The 15,748-nt window shown below is 68.2% G+C and carries 12 protein-coding genes and 1 tRNA gene; 8 read left to right on the top strand and 5 right to left on the bottom strand.

Annotation, left to right across the window (positions count from 1 at the left end; genetic code table 11):
- Positions 1 to 10 precede the first annotated feature (10 nt).
- Positions 11 to 1,192: an MFS transporter gene (locus tag QOZ99_RS20070; RefSeq protein WP_306891789.1), complete on the bottom strand. Its 1,182-nt coding sequence runs from the start codon at positions 1,190 to 1,192 to the stop codon at positions 11 to 13.
- Positions 1,193 to 1,589: 397 nt separating this feature from the next.
- The gene (locus tag QOZ99_RS20065; RefSeq protein WP_306891770.1) at positions 1,590 to 2,444 is read right to left on the bottom strand and encodes an SDR family oxidoreductase; all 855 of its coding nucleotides are present in this window, start codon (positions 2,442 to 2,444) and stop codon (positions 1,590 to 1,592) included.
- A 164-nt stretch (positions 2,445 to 2,608) separates the two neighbouring features.
- Between QOZ99_RS20065 and QOZ99_RS20060 the strand changes: the two genes are divergently transcribed.
- Positions 2,609 to 3,019 carry a winged helix-turn-helix transcriptional regulator gene (locus tag QOZ99_RS20060; RefSeq protein ID WP_306891769.1) on the top strand — a complete coding sequence of 137 codons (411 nt, stop codon included), beginning with the start codon at positions 2,609 to 2,611 and terminating at the stop codon, positions 3,017 to 3,019.
- Here the strand turns inward: QOZ99_RS20060 and selD are convergent.
- The 3 genes from selD to QOZ99_RS20045 form a co-directional block, all read right to left on the bottom strand.
- Complete coding sequence (gene selD / locus QOZ99_RS20055) at positions 2,953 to 4,017, bottom strand: selenide, water dikinase SelD (RefSeq protein WP_306891768.1); 1,065 nt, start codon at positions 4,015 to 4,017, stop codon at positions 2,953 to 2,955. The genes QOZ99_RS20060 and selD overlap by 67 nt on opposite strands.
- Before the next feature lie 143 nt (positions 4,018 to 4,160).
- Positions 4,161 to 5,291: a transglutaminase-like domain-containing protein gene (locus QOZ99_RS20050; RefSeq protein ID WP_306891767.1), complete on the bottom strand. Its 1,131-nt coding sequence runs from the start codon at positions 5,289 to 5,291 to the stop codon at positions 4,161 to 4,163.
- A gap of 14 nt (positions 5,292 to 5,305) precedes the next feature.
- Entirely contained in the window at positions 5,306 to 5,908 is a 603-nt protein-coding gene (locus QOZ99_RS20045; protein ID WP_306891766.1) for a TlpA disulfide reductase family protein, read from the bottom strand.
- A gap of 242 nt (positions 5,909 to 6,150) precedes the next feature.
- Between QOZ99_RS20045 and fdnG the strand changes: the two genes are divergently transcribed.
- The 7 genes from fdnG to QOZ99_RS20010 all read left to right on the top strand — a co-directional run bounded on the left by fdnG (position 6,151) and on the right by QOZ99_RS20010 (position 15,718).
- Positions 6,151 to 9,240, top strand: a complete 3,090-nt coding sequence (gene fdnG / locus QOZ99_RS20040; RefSeq protein ID WP_306891765.1) for a formate dehydrogenase-N subunit alpha — start codon at positions 6,151 to 6,153, stop codon at positions 9,238 to 9,240.
- Positions 9,241 to 9,252: 12 nt separating this feature from the next.
- The gene (gene fdxH / locus QOZ99_RS20035; protein ID WP_306891764.1) at positions 9,253 to 10,272 is read left to right on the top strand and encodes a formate dehydrogenase subunit beta; all 1,020 of its coding nucleotides are present in this window, start codon (positions 9,253 to 9,255) and stop codon (positions 10,270 to 10,272) included.
- Complete coding sequence (locus QOZ99_RS20030; protein WP_306891763.1) at positions 10,269 to 10,976, top strand: formate dehydrogenase subunit gamma; 708 nt, start codon at positions 10,269 to 10,271, stop codon at positions 10,974 to 10,976. Before fdxH ends, QOZ99_RS20030 begins: the two co-directional genes overlap by 4 nt.
- Positions 10,977 to 11,185: 209 nt before the next feature.
- Positions 11,186 to 12,097 (top strand): formate dehydrogenase accessory protein FdhE, encoded by a 912-nt coding sequence (fdhE, locus tag QOZ99_RS20025; RefSeq protein WP_306891762.1) that lies wholly within the window; start codon positions 11,186 to 11,188, stop codon positions 12,095 to 12,097.
- Between the two features lie 12 nt (positions 12,098 to 12,109).
- Entirely contained in the window at positions 12,110 to 13,597 is a 1,488-nt protein-coding gene (selA, locus tag QOZ99_RS20020; RefSeq protein ID WP_306891761.1) for an L-seryl-tRNA(Sec) selenium transferase, read from the top strand.
- A complete protein-coding gene (gene selB, locus QOZ99_RS20015; RefSeq protein ID WP_306891760.1) occupies positions 13,594 to 15,618 on the top strand; it encodes a selenocysteine-specific translation elongation factor in 2,025 nt (674 codons plus the stop codon). Before selA ends, selB begins: the two co-directional genes overlap by 4 nt.
- A gap of 4 nt (positions 15,619 to 15,622) precedes the next feature.
- Positions 15,623 to 15,718 (top strand) — tRNA-Sec (locus tag QOZ99_RS20010).
- Positions 15,719 to 15,748 lie beyond the last annotated feature (30 nt).

Raw genomic sequence — 15,748 nt, 5'->3', positions numbered from 1 at the left:
CTCCTTGGGGTCAGGCGGTGCGGGCGACGAGCGTCTCGCGACGGTCGAGCGCGCCACTCCAGAGGGTGAGGCCAAGCGCGCCGGCCACCAGTATGGCGCCGACCCAGGGCGTGGCACCGAGGCCGAGCGGGGAGGCGACGACGAGGCCGCCGACCCAGGCGCCGATGGCGATGCCGAGGTTGAACGCCGCGATGTTCAGCGCCGAGGCGACATCGACCGCGCCGGGACGATGCTTCTTGGCGAGTTCCACCACGTAGATCTGCAGGCCCGGCACATTGGCGAAGGACAGGAAGCCGAGTGCGGCCAGCGTCGGCAGGGTCAGCCAGGGCGACACGGCGGTGAAGGTGAACAGCGCCAGCACGATGGCCTGCGCGAGGAACAGGAAGGTCAGCGCCTTCACCGGGTCCCGGTCGGCGATGCGCCCGCCGGCAATGTTGCCCACCGCGATGGCGAGGCCGTAGACCACCAGGATGAGGCTGACGCTGGAGGCCGCAAAGCCGGTGACGTGTTCGAGGATGGAGGCGAGATAGGTGAAGGCGACGAAGGTGCCGCCATAGCCGAGCGCGGTCATGGCATAGACCAGCAGCAGCCGCCCGGAGCCGAGCACGCGCAGCTGGTCCATCAGCCGGGCCGGCTCGGCGCGGGCGAGGTTGGCGGGCAGCAGCGCGGCGATGCCGAGGAAGGCGAGGACGCCGAGCCCGGCCACCGCCCAGAACGTGGCGCGCCAGCCGAAGGTCTGGCCGATGAAGGTGCCGAGCGGCACGCCGGTGACGATGGCGACCGTCAGCCCCATGAACATCAGCGCGATGGCGGAGGCGCGGCGGTCGGCCGGCACCAGGTCGGCGGCGATGGTGGCTCCGACCGAGAAGAACACGCCATGCGCGAAGGCGGAAATCACCCGCGCCACCAGCAGGGTCTCGTAGCTCGGGCTCAGTGCGGCGGCGCTGTTGCCGAGGATGAACAGGCCCATCAGCGAGAGCAGCAGCGTCTTGCGCTCCATCCGCCCGGTGAGCGCGGTGAGGATCGGCGCGCCGAAGGTGACGCCGAGCGCGTAGACGCTGACGATGAGGCCGGCGAGCGGCAGGTTGATGTGAAGATCGGCCGCCACGGTCGGCAGCAGGCCGACAATGACGAACTCCGTGGTGCCGATCGCATAGGCGGCGATGGTGAGCGCGAACAGCGCCGGCGGCATTCGGGTGGGCGACATGGAACAGGTCTCCGCGCGCCGTCGGCCCGCAGGGAGCCCGGCGCCAGCTGGATATGGGTTGGGTTGGCCCGAATATGCGTGCCACCGGCGTGGGTGATAAGCCGCCATGATGGACCAGGAGCTGTGAATTTCTTTCACAAGCAAACGCCGCGGCACCGCGAATGACCATTCGCACGCGCGTGGCCGGGGGCGTGGCGGGGCGCTTGGCCGGGTATGGGGCGGGTGGCGTCTCGTGCCGCGCCTCGTGCCGCGTCTCGTCTTGCGCGCCGGCCCCAGCGGGCGCGCACGAAAATGCACAGCCGGCGCATCGTCACCGCTGCGCCGGCTGGTTGTCTGTTCTGGCGTCAGGCCGGCGGGCCCGCGCGCCGGGGGCCGAGGCCGCTCAGGCGAAGCGGGCGAGATAGGCTTGCGCGGTGGTGGACGGCCGTCCGGTCAGCGTCTCGACATCCGTCGAGGTCTGCGCATATTCGCCCGCGCCCAGCGCGGCATAGAAGCTGCCGACGCCGGTGACGACGAATTCGGGCAGCCCGTGGGCGCGGAACTGCGCCTCGAAGGCCGAGACCGGCACGTCGAGCGCCGTGATTTCCCTGCCGGTGACGGCTGACAGGATGGCGGCGAGTTCCACCGCCGAATAGGCCTCGCTGCCGGCGATCTCGTAAACCTTGTTGGCATGGCCGGTGCCGGTGACGGCGGAGATGATCGCGTCGACCACGTCCTCATGCGCGATATAAGCGACCTTGGCCTCGATGCCGGTAAAGGGCAGCACGCCGCTTTCCCGGGCATTGGCGAAGAGCGGGTCATTATTGGAGAAATAGGAATTGTCGCGCAGGATCGTGTAGGCGATGCCCGAGGCCTTCAGCTCGGCTTCGGTCGCCACATGCGCCTTGGCCCAGTCGAACAGGCTGGCGTCGGCCGGGTTGGTGGCGCTGGTGTAGACGATGCGCTGGATGCCGGCGGCCTTGGCGGCTTGAATGGCGTTGTGATGCTGGGCGATGCGAACCTCGTTCGGCCCCATGCTGGAAATGATGACGGCAACGTCCTCGCCGGCGAAGGCGGCCTGCAGGCTCGCCGGGTCGTCATAATCGGCGGCAACGACGGTGAAGCCCTGCGCCTGCTGCGCGGCGAGCTTATCCGGCGAGCGGGCGGCGAGCTTGACGCTGCCCGTGAGACCCTTGGCGGCGAAGGCGCTGGCAAGGGTCTGGCCGAGCTTGCCGCTGGCGGCGGTGATGACGGTCATGTCGGGTGCTTCCTGTTGGGCGGCCCCGCGGCTCGCCTCGGTTACCAAATGAGAGTAACATGCAGGTTGGAAGCGGGCCGACAAGAAGGGTTTTCAAAGTGCCTAGGTATGCGGGCAGTAACCGGCGGGTCGGCAACAGGGCGGGGGAGAGCGGATAAGTGCTTGTGAAAATTGATAAAGAAGCGCTTCAGCAGCTGTGCCCGACGCGCGACGTGCTGGACCGCATCGGCGATCGCTGGAGCGTTCTCATCCTGAGCGAACTGGAAGAGGGGTCGCGCCGCTTCACCGTCTTGAGACGGGCGATCCCGGATATTTCCCAGCGCATGCTGGCCCAGACCCTGCGCCATCTGGAGGCGGACGGGCTGGTGACGCGCACGGTCTATCCCACCATTCCGCCGCGCGTGGACTACGCGCTCACCGATCTCGGTCGCTCGCTGATGGCGCCGCTGCGCGCGCTGGTCGCCTGGGCGGAAACCAACCACCAGGCGGTGCGGGACGCTCGCCAGCGCTATGCGAGCACGGTGACGGACGGTTCGCCCTCCACCGCCCGGCCGATAATGGCGGCATCCGCATAGCCTGCCGCCCGGATCGTGCCCAGAAGCCGCTCGGCCGCGTCCGGCGCGACCGCGACCAGCAGCCCGCCCGAGGTCTGCGGGTCGGTCAACAGATGCCTTTGGTGGTCGGGCAATCCCACGGGAAGGCGCACGCTTTCGCCATAGCTCGCCCAGTTGCGATGCGAGGCGCCGGTGACAAAGCCCTGCCGCGCCAGTTCCTCGGCCTCGCTGAGCAGCGGCAGCGCGGCGGCCCTTATTTCAAGCGCGAGCGCCGCGCCGCGCGCCACCTCCAGCCCGTGGCCGAGAATGCCGAAACCGGTGACGTCGGTCACCGCATGCACCTCTGCCTCCTTGCCCAGTTCCGTGCCGATACGGTTGAGCCGCGTCATCGAGGCGATCATCTCGGCATAGGCGGGGGCGGAGAGCGCTTCCTTCTTGAAGGCGGCGGAATAGATGCCCACCCCGAGCGGCTTGGTGAGAATGAGCACGTCGCCGGCTCGCGCCGTGCTGTTCTTGCGGATCGCCGACGGGCTGGCGGTGCCGATCACCGCGAGCCCGTAGATCGGCTCGGGGCAATCGATGGAATGGCCGCCCGCCACCGGAATGCCGGCCTCGGCGGCGATGGAGGCGCCGCCCTTCAGGATCTCGCGCACCATGGCCGGCTCCAGCCTGCCCAGCGGCATGCCGAGAATGGCGAGCGCCAGCAGCGGCTTGCCGCCCATCGCGTAGACATCGGAAATCGCGTTGGTGGCGGCGATGCGGCCGAACTCATAGGGATCGTCCACCATCGGCATGAAGAAGTCGGTGGTGGCGATCAGGCAGGTATCGTCGTCGAGCTGCCACACCGCCGCGTCGTCTCCCGTCTCGGTGCCGACCAGCAGCCGCTCGAACGGGCCCGCGGCCGGCTGTTCCGACAGCAATTCGCGCAGCACCGACGGCGCGAGCTTGCAGCCGCAGCCCCCGCCATGGGCGAGGCTGGTGAGGCGGAACGGGGTGGTGTCGGCGGGCTTGTCGAGCATGGCTCACTCCTGGTGTTCCCTAATCTTTCCCCGACGGGGAAAGGTCGCCGCGTAGCGGTGGGTGAGGGGCTTTCGGCGGCTGGTCGGTCTTCCCCCTCACCCCAACCCTCTCCCCGCGGGGGAGAGGGAGCTTTCCGTGTCGCTCAGGTGGCGAGTTCGCTGGCGGTGATCGAATATTTGAAGGTGTCGGGATCCAGGCAATCGTGGCGCAGCGACGCCATTTCCGCCTGCGGGTACATCAGGAAGCCGAGCCGGGGGCCGTTCGAGCCGGGCAGGGCGATGTCATGGCCGTCATTATAGGCGAGCCAGTTGCCCTCCCACGCGCCGAACAGCGCCTTGCGGGCGGCGAGCACCTTGGCGTCGTCCATCGCGTTCTTGCCCGGCGGTTCCTCCAGCACGACCTTGCGCACGTCCGCCGGGTCCGTCGCCACCCAGCCGAAGCCGTCCAGCCACACCTCGGCGCGGCAGTGCTGGGCCTTGGAAATGGTCGGCGAATTGGCGCCCAGGCTCTTGTAGCCGAAAGCGGAGGGGGCGACGCGGATGCCGTAAATGTCGCGGGCGGGAATGCCGGCGGCGCGCACCAGCCCGACATAGAGCGCGTTGAGGTCGGCGCACTTGCCGCCGAGATTGCCGCTCTTGAGCAGCGAGGCGACATCGCCGGTGCCGCAGCCGCGGGTGGCGGCGTTGCGATAGGTGTTCTCGACCACCCACTCGTAAATCGCGCGCGCCTTCTCCAGGTCGCTCGCCTTGCCGGCGGTGATCGTGTCGGAGGTCTGCTTCACGATGCCGTCGAGCGGGATCAGTTCGGTCGGCGCGGTGAACAGCGCGCGATCGGCGCTTGAGAGCGGCGCGACGCTGCCGGGTTTGGCGAAGTCGGTGGCACGGTCGCGGGTGGCGAAGGAGGAGGTGATCTCCACGCGCGGTGCGCTCTCGCCCTCCGCCCAGGTGAGGTGCAGCAGCTCGGTGCCGTAATGGGGATCCTTCACCACCGTCGCGCTGGCGGCATTGGTTTTCCAGGTGCTCGTGCCGGGCTTGAACCAGTCGGCGGCGGTGTAGGAGGGCAGCGGCACCCACGCCTGGGCGGGACCGGGCTTGCCCGCGATCGGGGCGACCTCCAGTGTGGTCACCACGTCGAAGCTGCGCCATTTGCCGGGCTGCGGCGCGAATGTCGCGCCGGCGGCCGTGGCGGCCGTCTGGGCGAAGAGCTGGGACGGGGCCAGGGTGGCAGCGGCGAGGGCCGCGCCGGCCTTGAGGAGTTCTCGGCGACTGGTCATGTGGTTTTTCCCGCTTAGTCGTTGAGGGGTGGCAGCGTGCCGTCGAGGCGCGCGCTCGCCGGATTCTGGCTTTCGAGTTCGAGGCTTTCGAGCAGACGTGCGGCGACCGGATGGTCCCAGTCGACCGGGCCGCCGGCGTAGAGCCGCACCCGGTGCGAGGGGTCGAGAACGAAGCTGGTCGGCAGCACGGCGACCTGCCACGCCTTCATGGTCGCGCGGTCCTCGTCGAGGAGGATCGGGAAGGGGACGGGCGCCGTCTCGAAGAAACGCCGCACTCGCAGTTCCGGCTCGCCGATGTCGATCGCCAGCACGGCGAAGGGGCGATCCCGCATCCGCGCCGCCAGCCGGGCCAGACCGGCCATCTCTTCCCGGCACGGCTCGCACCAGGTCGCGAAAAAGTGAACGAGAATAATTTTGTCCCGCAGCGCATCCAGCCGCTGGAGCCCGTTTGCCAGCGTCGGCAGGGCGAGCGCCGGCGCATCGCTCCCCACAGGCAGGGGCGGCTCCAGGGCAATCGCCCGCGGTGGCCCAAGCGTTATTGACGCAAGGGCAAGAAAAGCGGCGACGAGGAGAGATCCGATGGTGCCCCGGCACGCGGGAGCCTGATGCAGAAACATCGGGCGCGACCATGCCCCCAGTGGGCGGCAGCGTCAATCCACCGCCGGCCTCGCCTGCCCGAGCGTGCGGCGCAGCATTTCCAAAACGCCCGTCACTGGAGCGAGTGGGTTGGAATTACACGGGTTTTTGTAGGTCCTTCACCCTTCGTCTGTTTGACATTGGAGCAGCTAAAAAATAGGCTTTCGATTGGATCCGCCTATCGTGCGATGGGCTTTGCAATGAGAGTTTCGGGAGGTCCTCGATGAACATGGAACTCTCGCGCCGGTCGTTTCTGAAAACGTCGGGTGCGGGGATCGCGGGCACGTCGCTGGGAGCCTTCGGGTTCGGCGAGGCGGAGGCGGCGGTGGCCTCCTTCATCAAGCCGTTCCATCTGGCCAACACGACGGAAGCGCGCAACACCTGCACCTATTGCTCGGTCGCCTGCGGCATCATCATCTATTCCAAGGGCGACCTGCGGAAGGGTGAGAAGGCCGATATCGTCCATATCGAGGGCGATGCCGACCACCCCACCAATCGCGGCACGCTCTGCCCCAAGGGCGCGGCGCTGCGCGACATCGTGAAGTCGGAGACGCGCCTCACCCAGCCGATGCTCCGCAAGGCCGGCTCCGACACGTTCGAGCCCGTCTCCTGGGATGCCGCGCTCGACAAGATCGCCCGGATGATGAAGGACGATCGCGACGCCAACTTCGTCGCCACCAACAAGGACGGCGTGACGGTCAACCGCTGGCTCACCACCGGCTTCCTCGCGGCTTCCGCGACCACCAACGAGACGGCGTTCGCGACCTACAAGGTCGTGCGCTCGACCGGCATATTGGCGTTCGATAACCAAGCGCGTGTCTGACACGGCCCGACGGTGGCGAGTCTCGCCCCAACATTTGGCCGTGGAGCAATGACCAACGCCTGGACGGACATCAAGAACACCGACCTCGTCGTCATCATGGGCGGCAATGCCGCCGAAGCGCATCCGTGCGGATTCAAATGGGTCACCGAGGCGAAAGCCAACCGTGGCGCCAAGCTCATCGTCGTCGACCCGCGCTTCAACCGCTCGGCGTCGGTGGCGGACTATTACGCGCCGATCCGCCAGGGCTCGGACATCGCCTTCCTGATGGGCCTCATCAATCACTGCATCAGCAATGACAAGGTGCAGTGGGAGTATGTGAAGGCCTTCACCAACGCCACCTTCGTGGTGAAGGAGGGCTATGGCTACCAGGACGGGCTGTTCACCGGCTATGACGAGGAAAAGCGCGACTACAACAAGGATACCTGGGACTACGAGATCGGCGCGGACGGCTATGCCGTGGTCGACGAGACGCTGCAGAACCCGCGCTGCGTCTGGAACCTGCTGAAGCAGCACGTCGCCATCTACACGCCCGAGATGGTGGAGCGCATCTGCGGCACGCCGAAGGACAAGTTCCTGAAGGTGGCCGAGATGATCGGCGAGTGCTCCACGCCGACCAAGACCATGACGTCGATGTATGCGCTCGGCTGGACCCAGCATTCCAAGGGCTCGCAGAACATTCGCGGCATGGCGATGCTCCAGCTCATCCTCGGCAATATCGGCGTGCGCGGCGGCGGGATGAACGCCCTGCGCGGCCATTCCAACATCCAGGGGCTGACCGATCTGGGGCTGATGAGCAACCTCATCCCCGGCTATCTCAACATCCCCACGGAGAAGGAAGCCGACTTCGCCACCTACATGTCGACGCGCGGCTTCAAGCCGCTGCGGCCGAACCAGATGAGCTACTGGCAGAACTATCGCAAGTTCTTCGTCAGTTTCATGAAGTCGATGTTCGGCCCGGCCGCGACAGCGGAGAACGACTGGGGCTACCAGTACCTGCCAAAGCTCGACGTGCCGGGCTACGACGTCCTGCGCATCTTCGAGATGATGAAGCAGGGCAAGGTGAACCTCTATTTCTGCCAGGGGTTCAACCCGCTGCAGGCCTTCCCCAACAAGGCCAAGCTGGCCGAGGCCCTCGCCAAGCTGAAGCTGCTGGTGATCATGGACCCGCTGCAGACCGAGACGGCGCGGTTCTGGGAGGATCACGGCACCTTCAACAAGGCGGACCCGGCAAAGATCCAGACCGAGGTGATCCAGCTCCCCACCACCTGCTTCGCCGAGGACGAGGGCTCGCTGGTCAATTCCGGCCGCTGGCTGCAATGGCACTGGCCGGGCGGCTCGCCTCCCGGCGAGGCCAAGACCGACACCTGGATCATGGCGCAGATCCATCTACGCCTGAAGGAGCTCTACAAGAAGGAAGGCGGCGCTTTCCCCGATCCGATCGTCAACCTGAACTGGTCCTACAAGGACCCCGGGGATCCGACGGCAGAGGAACTCGCCCGCGAGATGAACGGCTCGGTGCTGGCCGACGTCTATGATCCGGCCGATCCGACCAAGAAGATACTGGAGGCCGGCAAGCAGCTTTCCGGCTTCGGCCAGTTGCGCGACGACGGCACCACGGCGGGCGGCTGCTGGATTTTCTCCGGCTGCTGGACCGAGGCCGGCAACATGATGGCGCGGCGGGACAATTCCGATCCCGGCGACGCCGGCATGTTCCTCAAATGGTCGTTCGCCTGGCCGGCGAACCGGCGCATCCTCTATAACCGCGCCTCCTGCGACCTCGAGGGCAAGCCGTGGGATCCCTCACGCAAGCTGATCGAGTGGGACGGCGCCAAGTGGGCCGGCTACGACGTGCCGGACATCGCGCCCACCGCCAAGCCGGGGGATGTCGGTCCCTTCATCATGAACCCCGAAGGCACTTCGCGCCTGTGGGTGCGCAAGATGATGCGGGACGGGCCGTTCCCGGTGCATTACGAGCCGTTCGAGAGCCCGGTCGCCAATGTCATCGCGCCGAAGGTGCGGGGCAATCCGGCGGCGCGCGTCTTCGCCGACGACTGGAAGCAGTTCGCCGACATCGGCGATCCCGCCTTCCCCTATGCCGGCACCTCCTACCGGCTCACCGAGCATTTCCACTACTGGACCAAGAACAACCATGTGAACTCGGTCCTGCAGCCGGAACAGTTCGTGGAGATTTCCGAGGAACTGGCGAAGGAGAAGGGCATCGCGCTCGGCGGCTGGGTGCGGGTGTGGTCGAAGCGCGGCGAACTCTACGCCAAGGCGGTGGTCACCAAGCGCATCAAGCCGATGACCATCGACGGCAAGGTCGTGCACATCGTCGGCGTGCCGATCCACTGGGGCTTCGTCGGTGCCGCCCGCAAGGGCTTCCCGGCCAACACGCTCACCCCGTTCGTCGGCGACGCGAACATCGAGACGCCGGAGTTCAAGGCGTTCATGGTCAACATCGAGCCCTCGACCGGGCCGGTGGTGGCATAGGGAGGCGGCAACATGTTCCCACCCATCCCCAACCCGTCCGTCTCCCCCGACGCCGCCAAGCCGCGCTTCGGTGAGAAGGACATCATGCGCCGCTCCGCCTCCGAGGTGACGCCGCCCGCGCAGCGGCTCACCGAGGTGGCCAAGCTCATCGACGTGTCGAAATGCATCGGCTGCAAGGCCTGCCAGGCGGCCTGCCTTGAGTGGAACAACCTCACCGAGGAGATCGGCTTCAACCACGGGGTCTATGAGAACCCGATGGACCTGACGCCGAACACCTTCACGCTGATGCGCTTCACCGAATGGGAGAACCCCGAGACCGAGAATCTCGAATGGCTCATCCGCAAGGATGGCTGCATGCATTGCGAGGATCCGGGCTGCCTCAAGGCCTGCCCCGCGCCGGGCGCGATCGTGCAGTACTCGAACGGCATCGTCGATTTCCAGCACGAGAACTGCATCGGCTGCGGCTATTGCATCAAGGGCTGCCCGTTCAACATTCCGCGCATCTCCAAGGTCGATCACACTGCCTATAAATGCACGCTGTGCTCGGACCGCGTGGCGGTGGGCCAGGGCCCGGCCTGCCAGAAGGCCTGCCCGACCCAGGCCATCGTCTTCGGCACCAAGCAGGAGATGAAGGACTGGGCGGATTTCCGCATCAAGGACCTGAAGTCGCGTGGCTTCGAGAATGCGGGGCTCTATGATCCGCAGGGCGTCGGCGGCACGCATGTGATGTATGTGCTGCACCATGCCGACCAGCCGTCCATCTACGCCAACCTGCCGGATAATCCGCGCATCTCGCCGATCGTCGATGCGTGGAAGGGCGTGACCAAATATGTCGGTCTCGCCGCCATGGGCTTCGCCGCCGCCGCGGGTTTCCTCCACTATGTGGTGGCCGGTCCCAACCGGGTAACGGCGGAAGACGAGGAAAACGCCGAGAAGCTCACCGAGGGCAAGGGACCCGCGAAGGGGCCGCCATCCGCGCCCCCGCCGGCGCCGCCATCGGGTCCGGCCGGCCATGAGGGGAGGGCGACATGACCGCCGTGAACCTGCCGCCCGAGGTGCCCGCCGACATCCAGCCGGGCGACGCCGTCCGGCCGGGCCGTCCGGTGCATGTGTCGCGCTACACGCTGGCCGCGCGCATCAATCACTGGATCACCGCCATCAGCCTCGTGGCGCTGGCGCTGTCCGGCATGGCACTGTTCACCCCGCGTCTGTTCTTCCTCACCGGCCTGTTCGGCGGAGGGCAATGGACGCGCACGCTGCATCCGTGGATCGGCGTGGTGCTGTTCTGTTCCTTCGCCATTCTGTTCGTGCGGTTCTGGCGGGCCAATCTGCCGGCGCGGGTGGATGTGACCTGGCTGGCCCATGCCAATGACCTGCTGGCCGGGCGCGAGGAGAAGATGCCGGAGGTCGGCAAGTACAATGCCGGCCAGAAGGGCGTGTTCTGGGCGATGTCGGCGCTGATCATCGTGCTGATCGTCTCCGGCATCGTGATGTGGGACCAGTATTTCTATGATCTCACCACCATCCCGCAGAAGCGCGTCGCCATCCTCGTGCACGCGATGGCGGCGGTCGTGATCATCTGTGTCTGGATCGTCCACGTCTATGCGGCGATCTGGGTCAAGGGCACGATGGGTGCGATGACCCGGGGCGAGGTGACCGGCGGCTGGGCGTGGCGCCACCACCGCAAGTGGCTGCGCGAGCTGGTGAGCCGCAAGCCGCGTGCGCCGGCCGAATAGGCCGGTCCCGCGTCATATCCCGGGCGCCCCATCGCGCGGCTCGGGATGATGTGAACAAACGGCCCGTCGCAGGATCGGCGGGCCGTCCCATATCAGGCGTTCCCGGGTGGCGTGCGGCCATTGTCGGGAATGCGCAGGTAAGTGCGTGTCCACCGTTTGCGCGTCTTGTCCGTGCGTATCCACGTGGCCCGTGCGGTTCGTGAGGGAACATGTCCGCCAATCTGCAGCCCGATCCCACCGTGATCGGCAATCTCTCGACCCCGCCCTTCGCGGTTCTGCCCGACCCCGCCACGCTGTTCGCCGCCCGTGCGGCGCGGCTGCGCGCCTATGCGGCGGTGAGCCCGATGGCGGCCTATCTCTCCTTCGTCGCCGGGCTGGTCGACGCGCAGGCGGCTATCGTGCCGGCACTGCCGCCGGTCACCGGGCCGGATGCCGAGGCGGTCGAGCGCGCCAGCGGCTTCGGCATGCCCCCGCTCGATCGCGCCGGCCTCAAGCTGGACGACACGCTGGAGGCGACGCTCGACGCGCTGTTCGACGCCAGCGCGCGGCTGGCCATGCCGCAGGAGGCGGAAGCGGCGCTGACGCGGGTGCGGCTCGCCGATGGCACTGAACGCGCCCAGATGGTGCGCGACGTGCTCGCCCACGACCTGCCGGTCGAGACACTGGCCGAGCATGTCTATGTCGCGAGCGCGCTGCAGGTGCATTTCGCCCGCCTCGCCGCCGGCCTCGATGCGAAAAAACTGGTGCCGGTGGGCGATGGCGTCTGTCCCGCCTGTGGCGGCCCGCCGGTCGCCTCGCTGATCGTGGAATGGCCGAACGCGCATGGCAATCGCTTCTGCGCCTGCTCGCTGTGCTCCACCCTGTGGAACTATGTGCGCATCCGCTGCTGTTCCTGCGGCTCCACCAAGGGCATCGGCTATCAGGAGATCGAGGGCAGCCCCGGCACCATCAAGGCCGAGACCTGCGACGAGTGCCGCACCTATGTGAAGGTGATGTACCAGAACAAGGACGTCGCCATCGAGCCGATGGCGGACGATATCGGCTCGCTCGGCCTCGATCTGATGATGCGCGAGGGGCCTTACCGCCGCGCGGCATTCAACGCCTTCCTGCTGGGCTATTGAGGCGGCACGGCGATGGACGCTGATACTCCCCCCTCCGATATCGCCCTGCCGGAAAGGCTGGCGCCGGAAGCGCCGGCCTTCGAGCCGATCGCGCCCGAGCTGCGGCCCTCGCTGCGCGACCTGCCCTCGGTCGATCTGGTGCTGCGGACGCCGGGCGGGCAGCTTGCGGTGGACCGGTTCGGCCGGCTGCCGGCGACGCTCGCCATCCGCGTCGCGCTGGACGAGGTGCGCGCCTGCGTGCTCGCCGGCCATCTCGCCAGCCTGCCGACCCCCGACCATGTGGCGCTGGCGGCGGCCGACGCGCTGGAGCATGGCGCGCGCGCCAGCCTGCGCCCGGTCTTCAACCTCACCGGCACGGTGCTGCACACCAATCTGGGTCGCGCCCTGCTGGCGGAAGAGGCGGTGGAGGCGGCGGTCGCGGCGATGCGCTCGGCCGTGGCGCTGGAATACGACCTCGCGACCGGCCGGCGCGGCGAGCGCGACGACCATGTGCGCGAATTGCTGATCGACCTCACCGGTGCGCAGGACGCCACCGTCGTCAACAACAACGCCGCCGCCGTGCTGCTGGTGCTCAACACGCTGGGGGCTGGACGGGAGGCCGTCGTCTCGCGCGGCGAACTGATCGAGATCGGCGGCGCCTTCCGCATGCCGGACATCATGGCGCGGGCGGGGGCGCGGCTCGTCGAGGTGGGCACCACCAACCGCACCCATCCGAAGGATTATGCCGGCGCGCTCACCGAGGCGACCGGGCTGGTGCTCAAGGTGCACACGTCGAACTATCGGATCGAGGGCTTTACCCGCGAGGTACGGGCGGCCGAGCTTGCCGAGATTGCCCATGCGCGCGGCGTGCCGCTGGTCAACGATCTCGGCTCGGGCACGCTCTACGACCTCGCCCGCCTCGGCCTGGCGCATGAGCCGACCGTGCGCGAGGCGGTGGCGGAGGGGGCGGACATTGTCACCTTCTCCGGCGACAAGCTCTTGGGCGGGCCGCAGACCGGCTTCATCGTCGGTCGCGCCGACCTCATCGAGGCGATCAACCGCAACCCGATGAAGCGGGCGCTCCGCGTCGACAAGGTGCGCCTCGCCGCGCTGGAGGCGACGCTCAGGCTTTATCGCGACCCGGAACGGCTGGCCGCGCGGCTGCCGACGTTGCGGCTGCTGGCCCGTGGGCGGGAGGCGATCGCATCGCGCGCCGCGGAACTGGCGGGCCCGGTGGCCGAGATTCTGGGCGAGGATTTCACCGTGGACGTCGCCCTGTGCGCCAGCCAGATCGGCTCCGGCGCGCTGCCGCTGGAAACGCTGCCCAGCGCCGGCCTGGCCATTCGCCCGGCCGGGGCGGCCTCCGGCGGCCTCCTGAACGCGCTGGCGGCGTCGCTGCGCGACATTCCGGTGCCGGTGATCGGCCGCATCACGGAGGGCGCGCTGCTGCTCGACCTGCGCTGCCTGGAGGATGAGGCCGGCTTCCTCGACAGCCTGTCGCAGCTGGTCCTGCCGGCATGATCATTGGCACGGCGGGTCATATCGACCACGGCAAGACCGCGCTGGTCGGCGCGCTTACCGGTGTCGATACCGACCGGCTGAAGGAGGAGAAGGCGCGCGGCATCACCATCGACCTCGGCTTCGCCTATCTGCCCACGCCGGCCGGCACGCTCGGCTTCATCGACGTGCCGGGGCACGAGCGCCTCGTTCACACCATGCTGGCGGGAGCCAGCGGCATCGATTTGGCGCTGCTGGTTGTCGCCGCGGATGACGGGGTGATGCCGCAGACCCGTGAGCATCTCGCGCTGCTGGATCTGCTGGGTATCCGGCACGGCCTCGTCGCGCTGACCAAGGCGGACCTTGCCGATGAAGGCCGGCGCGCCGAGGTGGAGGGGCAGATCGAGGCGCTGCTGGCCGGCACCGCGCTGCAGGGGGCGGCGGTTGTTCCCGTCTCGGTGGTGAGCGGGGAGGGAATCGAGGATCTGCGGAGCCGGCTCGTTACGGCCGCGCAGGGCTTCTCGGTCCGGGCGAGCGAGGGTGGCTTTCGTCTCGCCGTCGATCGCAGCTTCACCCTGTCCGGCGCCGGCACGGTGGTGACGGGAACCGTGCTCTCCGGGCGGGTGCGGGTGGGCGACACGCTCAAGGTCAGCCCCTCCGGCCTGTCGGCGCGCGTGCGCTCCATCCATGCGCAGAACCGCAAGGCGGAGGAGGCCCGGGCAGGCGACCGCTGCGCCCTGAACCTCGCCGGCGAGGGCGTGACGCATGACGCGATCACGCGCGGCGACATGGTGCTCGATCCCGCCCTCCACGCGCCGAGCGAGCGCATCGATGCCAGCCTGCGCGTGCTGCCGGGCGAGCCGAAGCCGCTCGGTGCCTGGTTTCCGGTGCGGCTGCACCACGCCTCGGTCGAGGTGGGCGCCCGACTCGTGCCGCTCGCGGGGGATGGCGTGGCGCCCGGCAGCGAGGGGCCGGTGCAACTGGTGCTGGAGCGCCCGATCGCGGCCGCGAGCGGCGATCGCTATGTGATCCGCGATACGTCTTCCCAGCGCACGGTGGGCGGCGGCCGGTTTCTCGACCTGCGCGCGCCGGCCCGCAAGCGCCGCACGCCCGAGCGCCTCGCCCAGCTGGATGCGCTGATGGACGCTGATCCGGCCAGGTCGCTGGCGCGGCTGCTCGCCATCGATCCCTGGCATGTCGACCTCGCCGCCTTCGCGCGCGACCATGCGCTGGGCGAGGGGGCGGCCGGGCGGCTGGCGGCGGAACTCGGCCTCGTCACCTTTTCCACCCCCGGCGCGCGGATCGGCCTGTCGCCCGCGCGCTGGGAAATGATCCGCGCCGCGATCCTCGCCGAGCTGACGCGCTTTCACGATGCCAATCCCGACCTGCCCGGCATGGGCGCGGAGCGGCTGCGCCTCGCGCTCGCGCCGCGTCTCGCCCGGCCGGTCTTCACGGAGGCGGTGAAGCGGCTGGCGGGCGAGGGCCGGCTGGCGCTGGAAGGCGCCTGGGTGCGGCTGGCCGGGCACGAAGTGCGGCTGACGCGGCAGGACGAGCTGTTGTGGGAGATGTTCGAGCCGCGGCTTGCCGCCGTGGAGCGCTTCCGTCCACCGCGCGTGCGCGACCTCGCGGGCCTCACCGGCGTGGCCGAGCCGGAAATCCGCCGGCTGATGAAGCTGCTCGGCCGCATGGGGCGGGTCGACGAGGTGGCGCAGGATCATTTCTTCCTGCGCGCCACGGTGGCGCAGATGGTCGCCATGGTGCGGCAACTGGCTCAGGCCGCGCCGGACCGGCAATTCGCCGCCGCCCGCTTCCGCGACCGCATCGAGCAGGACGACCACGCGGTCGGCCGCAAGGTGGCGATCCAGATCCTCGAATTCTTCGACCGCCACGGCGTGACACTGCGCCGTGGAGATCTCCGGCGCATCAACCCGCATCGGCTGGACCTGTTCGGCGCGATCGGAGAAGATGAAGTCAATTCTGGCGCGCGTTCGAGCCAGGCGGAAACCGGTTCGCCGGATGAGGGCGCGTCGCGACAGGTGCTCTAGTTCTGGAAGGGAAACATCACTGGTGTGATGTCCGGGCTTCAAACCCGGGAGGGGCCGCGAGACGGTCTCTGGTGGGTTCGACTCCCACTCTCTTCCGCCACCCCGCATGAAAAAGGCCGGCCCCACGGGA

The organism is Ancylobacter amanitiformis, from assembly GCF_030814815.1.
Lineage (GTDB): Bacteria > Pseudomonadota > Alphaproteobacteria > Rhizobiales > Xanthobacteraceae > Ancylobacter > Ancylobacter amanitiformis.
The sequence above is the reverse complement of the archived record's forward strand: the minus strand, read 5'-3'. Positions and strand labels throughout refer to the sequence as shown.

Bases quoted from the DNA above. Each gene is read 5' to 3' on its own strand.
- QOZ99_RS20070 (WP_306891789.1), bottom strand. From the start codon at position 1,192: ATGCCGCCGGCGCTGTTCGCGCTCACCATCGCCGCCTATGCGATCGGC.
- QOZ99_RS20065 (WP_306891770.1), bottom strand. From the start codon at position 2,444: ATGACCGTCATCACCGCCGCCAGCGGCAAGCTCGGCCAGACCCTTGCC.
- selD (WP_306891768.1), bottom strand. From the start codon at position 4,017: ATGCTCGACAAGCCCGCCGACACCACCCCGTTCCGCCTCACCAGCCTC.
- QOZ99_RS20050 (WP_306891767.1), bottom strand. From the start codon at position 5,291: ATGACCAGTCGCCGAGAACTCCTCAAGGCCGGCGCGGCCCTCGCCGCT.
- QOZ99_RS20045 (WP_306891766.1), bottom strand. From the start codon at position 5,908: ATGTTTCTGCATCAGGCTCCCGCGTGCCGGGGCACCATCGGATCTCTC.
- fdxH (WP_306891764.1), top strand. From the start codon at position 9,253: ATGTTCCCACCCATCCCCAACCCGTCCGTCTCCCCCGACGCCGCCAAG.
- QOZ99_RS20030 (WP_306891763.1), top strand. From the start codon at position 10,269: ATGACCGCCGTGAACCTGCCGCCCGAGGTGCCCGCCGACATCCAGCCG.
- fdhE (WP_306891762.1), top strand. From the start codon at position 11,186: ATGTCCGCCAATCTGCAGCCCGATCCCACCGTGATCGGCAATCTCTCG.
- selA (WP_306891761.1), top strand. From the start codon at position 12,110: ATGGACGCTGATACTCCCCCCTCCGATATCGCCCTGCCGGAAAGGCTG.
- selB (WP_306891760.1), top strand. From the start codon at position 13,594: ATGATCATTGGCACGGCGGGTCATATCGACCACGGCAAGACCGCGCTG.